The sequence below is a fragment of the Kitasatospora sp. NPDC007106 genome (assembly GCF_040634455.1).
GTDB classification, from domain to species: domain Bacteria; phylum Actinomycetota; class Actinomycetes; order Streptomycetales; family Streptomycetaceae; genus Kitasatospora; species Kitasatospora arboriphila.
Genome location: NZ_JBEYFP010000254.1, coordinates 1 through 7,950, shown reverse-complemented (window position 1 = coordinate 7,950; position 7,950 = coordinate 1). Strand labels below are relative to the sequence as shown.

At 74.4% G+C, this 7,950-nt stretch carries 6 protein-coding genes; 3 read left to right on the top strand and 3 right to left on the bottom strand.

All coding sequences use genetic code 11. From position 1 onward, the window contains the following. The coding region (locus tag ABZ641_RS19850; protein ID WP_359983440.1) for a hypothetical protein at window positions 1–1,415 on the bottom strand (1,415 nt) is incomplete at its 3' end. Between the two features lie 152 nt (window positions 1,416–1,567). Beyond that, window positions 1,568–3,025: a lipase maturation factor family protein gene (locus tag ABZ641_RS19845; protein ID WP_359983442.1), complete on the bottom strand. Its 1,458-nt coding sequence runs from the start codon at window positions 3,023–3,025 to the stop codon at window positions 1,568–1,570. Window positions 3,026–3,252: 227 nt separating this feature from the next. Between ABZ641_RS19845 and ABZ641_RS19840 the strand changes: the two genes are divergently transcribed. Continuing rightward, on the top strand, window positions 3,253–4,242 hold the full coding sequence (locus ABZ641_RS19840) for an EamA family transporter (RefSeq protein ID WP_344623658.1): 990 nt from the start codon (window positions 3,253–3,255) through the stop codon (window positions 4,240–4,242). A gap of 226 nt (window positions 4,243–4,468) precedes the next feature. Next, window positions 4,469–5,554 carry a substrate-binding domain-containing protein gene (locus ABZ641_RS19835; protein ID WP_344623657.1) on the top strand — a complete coding sequence of 362 codons (1,086 nt, stop codon included), beginning with the start codon at window positions 4,469–4,471 and terminating at the stop codon, window positions 5,552–5,554. Between the two features lie 28 nt (window positions 5,555–5,582). Here the strand turns inward: ABZ641_RS19835 and ABZ641_RS19830 are convergent, their stop codons facing one another. After that, window positions 5,583–6,476, bottom strand: a complete 894-nt coding sequence (locus ABZ641_RS19830) for a DMT family transporter (protein ID WP_344623656.1) — start codon at window positions 6,474–6,476, stop codon at window positions 5,583–5,585. On the opposite strand from ABZ641_RS19830, the gene ABZ641_RS19825 reads away from it, so the two are divergent. Beyond that, window positions 6,475–7,905 (top strand): PLP-dependent aminotransferase family protein, encoded by a 1,431-nt coding sequence (locus ABZ641_RS19825; RefSeq protein WP_359983436.1) that lies wholly within the window; start codon window positions 6,475–6,477, stop codon window positions 7,903–7,905. The genes ABZ641_RS19830 and ABZ641_RS19825 overlap by 2 nt on opposite strands. Window positions 7,906–7,950: the final 45 nt, after the last annotated feature.

The following is a 7,950-nucleotide window of genomic DNA, read 5'->3' as shown; positions in this document are numbered from 1 at the left end:
GGCTCAGCCTCGACCACGGGCTCGACCTCTGCGACGGCCGGCTCCTCCACGACGGCCGGCTCCTCCACGAGGGGCTCGGGCTCGACCTCAGCCACCGGCTCCTCGACAGGCGCCTCGGCCTCGACCACCGGCTCGACCTCGACCGGAACCTCGACCTCGGCGACCGGCTCGGCCTCGACCACCGGCTCGGGCTCAGCCTCGACAACGGGCTCGACCTCGGCGGCAGCCTCCGCCTCGACGGCCGGCTCCTCCACGACGGGCTCGGGCTCGACCTCAGCCACCGGCTCGACGTCGGCGACGGTCTCCTCGACCGCAACCTCGGCCACCACCGGCTCGGCCTCGGCCTCAACCTCGACCTCGACCTCGACCTCGACCGCCTCAACGGCCTCGACGGCCTCAGCGACCTCAGCAACCTCGGCGGCCTCGACCGCCTCCGCGGTCTGCTCGCCCCGCGGACCGGCCGCGAGCGCCTGGCGGGCGGCTTCCTCCGCGTCCGTACCGTCCTCGGCGGCACCGGCGGTGTGCCGGTCGTACGCGGCGAGGGCGGCCTCGCGGTCGGCCTGGCGCTCCGTCAGCTCCGCGAGCAGGCCGTCGAGGCCCTCCTCGGCGAGTGCGGTACGGAGGGAGGCGAGGGCGGGCAGCCGGAAGAGGGTGCCCTCGTCGGCGGCCAGGCGGTCGACCAGGTCGGCGAGTTCGCCGAGCGGCAGGGACTCCGGCTCCTGGCCGGGCAGCAGGCGGCCGAGGGCGCGGACGGCGGTGCCGAGCGAGTCGATGGCCTGGGCGGTCTCGGCGAGCAGGGCGCCGTCGACCGGGACGGCCGGGTTGGCGCCGCCGGTGGCGAGGGCGGACCAGTCGCTGCGGGCGCCGGCGGCCGCGGCGAGGGCGGCGTGCAGGTCGGCGCGGCCGATCTTCTTGCCGCCGGTGAGCGCCTTGGCCTGCGAGCGCAGCGTCCAGCGCCGGCCGATCGACAGCTTCACGTTCTGCTCGGTGCGCCAGCGGCGGGTGCCGGTGGCGGCGGCGAGGGCGTCGAGGTCGGCGGAGAAGGCCTCGGCACTGAGCGTGGTGGTGGCGGACTGGACGCGCTGCAGGACGTCGAGCAGGGTGCTCAGGCCGAGCAGGGTGTCCGGGACGTCGAGTTCGGCCTTGGCGGCGAGGCCGCTGACCGCGCCGCCGACGGCGCGGATCTCGAGGCTGCGCAGTTCGGCGAGGACGGTGGAGGCGGCGCGCGCGTCCTCGCCCTCGGTGACGGTGGTGGCTGCGGCGAGCCACGGGTTGGCGTCGGGGGTCAGGGTGAAGCCGCCCTGGTCGGCATACCGGCCGAGCTCCTCGCGGGTGTCCGGCCCGGCTTCGCCGTCCGGAGTGGCAGCCGGGGCCGGCACCGAGGCGTCGGCGTCGTTCAGGTAGCGCACTGTCATGTGGAAGTCCGGTTCGTGGCGGGTGACGGGAGGGGGGTTCTGCGGAGAGAGGCGCCGAGATGCGGCTCGGCGGGTACGGCGCGAGGGCCAGAATACGGGTGCCCGTTCGACGGGCGCGAGCACCTGGCGCGTTGTTGCGGAGCTGTGCCGTGTCATGGCCCGGTCCGGGGTGCGAGGTGCCGGACGTCGCTGAGCGTGACCGGCGGGAGGAAGTCGCGCAGGGGTTCGCGCTGCCACCACTCGCCGGTGGACCTGAGTCGGCGCCAACTGCTGTACCGGTAACGGTAGAGGCGGGCGCGGACGAAGGTGGGCGGGGTGTCCGGGAAGGGGTTGTGGCGGAGCAGCCGGAGGGTGTCGGGGTCGTTGACGAGCAGCCGGGCGACCAGCGGGGCGAACCAGGGCCGGGCGTAGGAGGGGGAGATGGCGGCGAACCACATGAGCCAGTCGAGGCGGAGGTGGTAGGGGGCGATCTGCCGCGGCATACGTCGGAGTTCGCCTGGTTTGCCCCGGAATCCGTAGGCGTGCCAGCGGGTGTCGGGGCCGGGGAGTTCGGCGTCGGTGCCCTCCAGGACGATCTCGTGCCGGATCCGGGTGACCGAGCCGAAGGCGCCGTAGCTGTTCACCAGATGGAGTCGGTCGTAGGACCGGTTCATCGCCTGGTGGGGTGAGAGCAGGTTGCGGGCGGGCCGGTAGCTGAGGACGAGCACGCCGGCGGTGAACGCGAGCACCAGCACCTCGTACCAGACGGGGGCGGCGGGGTAGTGCGGGGCGTCGGGGAGGGGGAGCACGCGGCCGGCGGTGCCGGCGTCGACCGCGGAGAGCGCCAGGGCGATGGTGAGCCAGTTCAGCCAGGCGAAGTTGCCGGAGAGGACCAGCCAGAACTGGGTGACGGTCATCAGGGCGGCGGCGATGCTCGCCCCCGGCTGGGGCAGGAAGAGCGCGAACGGCACGAGCAGTTGGACGGTGTGGTTGGCCGCGACCTCGACCCGGTGCAGCGGTTTCGGCAGGTGGTGGAAGAACCAGCTGAGCGGGCCGGGCATCGGCTGGGTCTCGTGGTGGTAGTAGAGGCAGGTGAGGTCGCGCCAGCAGGCGTCGCCGCGCCACTTGATCAGTCCGGCGCCGAACTCGACGCGGAAGAGCAGCCAGCGCAGCAGCCACAGGACGGTGACCGGCGGGGCGACGTCACCGTTGCCGAGGAAGGCGGCGAGCACCCCGGACTCCAGCAGCAGCGACTCCCAGCCGAAGGCGTACCAGGTCTGGCCGACGTTGACGACGGAGAGGTACAGCGCCCAGAGCAGCGCCCACCAGGGCATCGCGGCCCAGAGCGGCACGAGGTCGCCCGCCCCGGCGGCCAGCGCGGCGGAGAGGGCGGCCCCGGCCCACGCGGTGGCGGCGAAGGCCCGGTCGCTGTAGTGCCAGTGGAACAGGCTGGGCGAGCGGCGGAAGGGGACGGCGGCGGTGAAGCGCGGGACGGGGAGCATGCCGCGCTCGCCGATCAGGGCGCGGAACTGGTTGGCCGCGGCGACGAACCCGACGGTGTAGAGCAGCGCGACCAGCCGCTGGAAGACCTGGCGGGCGAGCCAGTAGTCGGGGGCCGCGAACCACTCCACCTCGTGCGCTCCTCGGTCGTCCGCGCTCGGACCGTCCATGCCTACCACTGCGCGGCCGGTCCGGCGCGCGGTGGCGTCCGTCCGGGCCGCCGACTTCATCCGGAAGGCGCACGGGGCGGGCGGCCACGGGGGCGGGCGCGCCGGCCGCAGGGTGGGACGGGGCTCCCGCGGTCCGCCCGGACTGTGATCTCATACCGGATGTTCAGTACCGAACCAGGGAGACACCCATGACATCGGCTTCGCCGCAGCCAGCCGCCGACCCGTCCTGTCCAGATCCGTCCCGGTCCGTCCCTGCGAGTACTCCCGTCACGGCCCCGAAGGACGCCGCTCCCCCGCGCGGCCTGTCCGGCGCGGTCTGGGGCGCGCTCGGCATCGTCTACGTGGTGTGGGGCTCGACCTACCTGGCGATCCGGGTCGTGGTGGAGACCATGCCGCCGTTCCTGTCCGGGGCGATGCGCTTCGTCGCGGCGGGGCTGGTGCTGGCGGTGCTGATCGCCGTCCGCCAGGGGCCCGCCGCGCTGCGGGTGTCCTCGCGCGAGCTGGGTTCGGCGGTGCTGGTCGGCCTGCTGCTGCTGGTCGGCGGCAACGGCATGGTGGTGCTGGCGGAGCAGTCGGTGCCGTCCGGGCTGGCCGCGCTGATGGTGGCGAGCGTGCCGCTGTGGGTCGTGGTGCTGCGCCGGGTGCTGGGGCACCGGACGCCGGCGGCCACCCTGGGCGGGGTGCTGGTCGGCCTGCTCGGGCTGGTGGTGCTGAGCGCACCGGGCCTGACCGGCGAGGTGCGGCCGCTGGGCCTGGTCGCGCTGCTGGTCGGCTCGCTGCTGTGGGCCTGCGGCTCGGTGCTGGCGGGCCGGCTGCCGATGCCGGCCAATCCGCTGACGGCCAGCGTGTACGAAATGCTCGCGGGCGGCGTCGGGGCGCTGGTGCTGGCCCTCGTCCGGCACGAGCCGCAGGGCTTCGACCCGGCCGCGGTGTCGGGGGCGTCCTGGGCCGGGCTCGCCTATTTGGTGGTGTTCGGCTCGCTGATCGCATTCAGTGCGTACGCCTGGCTGCTGCAGCGCGCGCCGCTGCCGCTGGTGGCCACCTACGCGTACGTGAACCCGGTGGTCGCGGTGCTGCTCGGCTGGATGGTCCTGTCCGAGGCGCTGACCTGGCCGATCGCGGTCGGCGGCGGCGTGGTGGTGGCCGGGGTGTGCCTGGTGGTGCGGACCGAGCGCTGATCGGACGGGCCCGCACCGTCGGGTGGCCGGGCCCTGTCCGTGAGTTGAGAAGTTGTCGGCATCATCGGCTTGAGGGGGGCCGGAGGGAGATCATGTATTCAACAAGGTAACAATGTGGTCGAGAAATCTTAGTGAACGTTTTACTTGTTGACGGGCCGCGGCATCGGCGGATTGACTTCCTGCTCGCCGCACTCTCCGCGGCGCTGTCAGGGAGGCACCACCCACCATGAACGCAATGACGCGTCGCATCCTCGCCGGCACGGCCGCTGTGTCGGCGGCGCTGTCACTGGCCGCGTGCGGCTCGGGCAGCAGTGCGAGCACCTCCTCCGGCACGAAGACCATCGGTCTGCTGCTGCCGGAGAAGTCGTCGTCGACCCGGTACGAGAGCTTCGACAAGCCGCTGATCGAGGCTTCCGTCGCCGCGCTGTGCACCAAGTGCGAGGTCGACTACGCCAACGCGGACGGCGACGAGACCGTCCAGAAGCAGCAGTTCGACGCACTGCTGGCCAAGGGCGTGAAGGTCATCCTCCTCGACCCGGTGAACTCGGGCGCCACGGCGACCTGGGTGGACGCCGCCGCCAAGAAGGGCGTGAAGGTCATCGCGTACGACCGCCTCGCCGCGGGCAAGGTCGCCGCCTACATCTCCTTCGACAACGAGCGCACCGGCGAACTCCAGGGCCAGGCCCTGCTGGACGCGCTGGGCAACAAGGCGTCGAACGCCAATGTCGTGATGATCAACGGGGCCGAGTCGGACCCGAACGCCGCCCAGTTCAAGAAGGGCGCGCACAAGATCCTCGACGAGAAGGTCAAGAAGATCGTCTACGAGCAGTCGGGCGAGTGGAAGCCCGAACTCGCGGCCACCAAGGTCAACGAGGCGATCGGCCACTTCGGCAAGACCGGCATCCAGGCGGTCTACTCCGCCAACGACGGCATGGCCTCGTCGATCATCGGCGCGCTCAAGGGCGCGGGCATGAACGTGCCGGTCGGCGGCCAGGACGCCTCGCTCGACGCGATCCAGCGGATCCTGACCGGCGACCAGACGTACACCATCTACAAGCCGTACAAGCCCGAGGCCGACGCCGCCGCCACCATGGCCGTCTACCTCGTGAAGGGCCTGGACATCACCTCGGTCGCGAGCGCCATGACCGAGAGCAACGGCCTGCAGATCCCGTCGATGCTGCTCAGCCCGATCGTCGTCACCAAGGAGAAGGTGGCCTCGACCGTCATCGCCGGCAACCTCTACAAGGCCAAGGAGGTCTGCACCCCGCAGGTCGCCCAGGCCTGCCAGGAAGCCGGCATCGAGGTCAAGTGACACCCTGCGGCCACCCGGCGGGCGGGCGTCAGCCCCGCGCCCGCTGGGTGGCCGCGATGCATCCCAGCACCAGCAGCGCCGCGACCGGCGCCGCCGGGGAGAACCGCTCCCCCAGCACCAGCACCGCCCAGCCCAGCGTGAGCAGCGGCTGCGCGAGCTGCAGCTGACTGGCCTTGGGCACGCCGATCGCCGCCATCCCCCGGTACCAGAGCACGAAGCCGCCGAACTGCGAGACCGCCGCCGTGTAGGCGAGACCGGCCAGCGCCCGCGGCCCCGCGTGGACCGGCTCCGCGGCCAGCGCCAGGCCCGCCGCCAGCGCCGATGCGGGCAGCGCCGCCACCACCGCCCAGGCGATCACCTGCCAGCCGGGCATCGAGCGGGCCAGCCGCCCGCCCTCCGCGTAGCCCGCCGCGCACACCGCCAGCGCCGCGACCAGCAGCAGGTCCGCACGGCTCAGCGCACCGCGGCTCTGCTGCACCGTGAAGCCGAGCACCACCGTCGCCCCGGCCAGTGCCGCCCACCAGAAGCCCCGGGACGGCCGCCCGCCCGAGCGCAGCGCCGCCACCACGGCGGTGGCCAGCGGCAGCAGGCCGATCACCACCGCCGAGTGCGCGGTGGACGAGGTCTGCAGGGCCAGCGTGGTGAGCAGCGGGAACCCGAGGACGCAGCCGACCGCCACGGCCGCCAGGCCCGGCCAGTGCGCCCGGTCCGGCAGCGGCACCCGGGCGGCGAGCAGACCGGCGCCGGCCACGGCCGCCGCGAGCACCCCGCGCAGGCCGGCGGCCGTCCACGGCCCGAAGCCGGTGAGCGCCCAGGCGGTGGCCGGGAAGCTGAAGGAGAAGGCGAGGACGCCCAGGGCGGCGAGTGCGGTGCCGCCGACCGCTACTGGACGGGAGGCGATAGCGCTATCGTGTGCTGTCATGCACGAGCGTAGCAGTGGGGCGGATCTTGCCGCGGTTCTCCGGTCCGAACTGGACCGCTACCCGGTCGGCGGCCGACTGCCGTCCAGCCGGGCCCTGATGGAACGCCACCAGGTGAGCCCGGTGACGGTCACCCGGGCGATCGCCCTGCTGGCGGCCGAGGGGCTGGTCGTCTCCCGTCCGGGCGCCGGGGTCTTCCGGGCCGCGGCACCGCGCCCGGTGCCGGCCGCCGGGGACACCTCCTGGCAGGAGGTCGCCCTCAGCGCCGAGGCCGGGGTGCCGCCGGCCCGGTCCGCCGACGCCTCCGGGGTGCTCGGCGCGCTCGCCGTCCAGCCCGCCGAGGTGATCGACCTCAACGGCGGCTACCTGCACTCCTCGCTGCTGCCCGAACAGGCGCTGGCCGGAGCCCTCGCCCGGGCCGGCCGGCGGCCCGGCGCCTGGAGCAGGCCGCCGCTGGAGGGCCTTCCCGAGCTGCGCACCTGGTTCGCCCGCGACATCGGCGGGACGGTGAGCGCCTCCGAGGTGCTGGTGGCCGCGGGCGGGCAGAGCGCCCTCACCACCGCGCTGCGCTCGCTGGCCGCACCCGGTGCGCCCGTCCTGGTGGAGTCCCCCACCTACCCGGGGCTGCTGGCGGTGGCCCGGGCGGCCGGGCTGCGCCCCGTCCCGGTGCCGGTGGACGCCGACGGCGTGCGGCCCGGCCTGCTCGCCGACGCCTTCGCGGCCAGCGGGGCACGGGTGTTCGTCTGCCAGCCGCTCTACCAGAACCCGACCGGGGCGGTGCTGTCGGCCGCCCGGCGGCCCGAGGTGCTGCGCATCGCCCGGGCGGCCGGCGCCTTCGTGGTCGAGGACGACTTCGCCCGGCGGCTCGCGCACGCCGACGCCCCGCCGCCCCCGCCGCCGCTGGCCGCGGACGACCCGGACGGCGTGGTGGTGCACATCCGCTCGCTGACCAAGCCCACCTCGGCCAACCTGCGGGTCGCGGCACTCACCGCCCGCGGCCCGGCCCTGGAGCGGCTGCGGGCCGTCCAGGCCGTCGACAGCTTCTTCGTGCCGCGGCCGCTGCAGGAGGCGGCGCTGGAACTGGTCGGCGCACCGGCCTGGGCGCACCACCTGCGGTCCCTGGCCGGGCGATTGCAGGAACGCCGGACGGCGCTCGCCGGTGCGCTCGGGCGGCTGCGGCCCGAGCTGCTCCCGGAGCGGCTGCCCGCCGGCGGCCACCACCTGTGGCTGCGGCTGCCCGACGGCACCGACCCGCAGCAGCTCGCCGCCGCCGCGCTGCGCGCCGGCGTCGCCGTCACGCCGGGACGCGCCTACTTCACCGCCGAGCCGCCGGCCCCGCAGCTGCGGGCGGGCTACGGCGCGGCCGAGGGCGTCGACCGGCTGGTGGGCGGGGCGGAGCGGCTGGCCGCGGCGCTCGACGGGATGGCTTGATCCGTACGCCCCGATCGGGGGCGGGCACCGGCCCCGCGGCGGCCG

Coding starts and splice junctions, on each gene's coding strand:
- ABZ641_RS19840 (WP_344623658.1), top strand. CDS start 3,253: ATGACATCGGCTTCGCCGCAGCCAGCCGCCGACCCGTCCTGTCCAGAT.
- ABZ641_RS19835 (WP_344623657.1), top strand. CDS start 4,469: ATGAACGCAATGACGCGTCGCATCCTCGCCGGCACGGCCGCTGTGTCG.
- ABZ641_RS19825 (WP_359983436.1), top strand. CDS start 6,475: ATGCACGAGCGTAGCAGTGGGGCGGATCTTGCCGCGGTTCTCCGGTCC.
- ABZ641_RS19830 (WP_344623656.1), bottom strand. CDS start 6,476: ATGACAGCACACGATAGCGCTATCGCCTCCCGTCCAGTAGCGGTCGGC.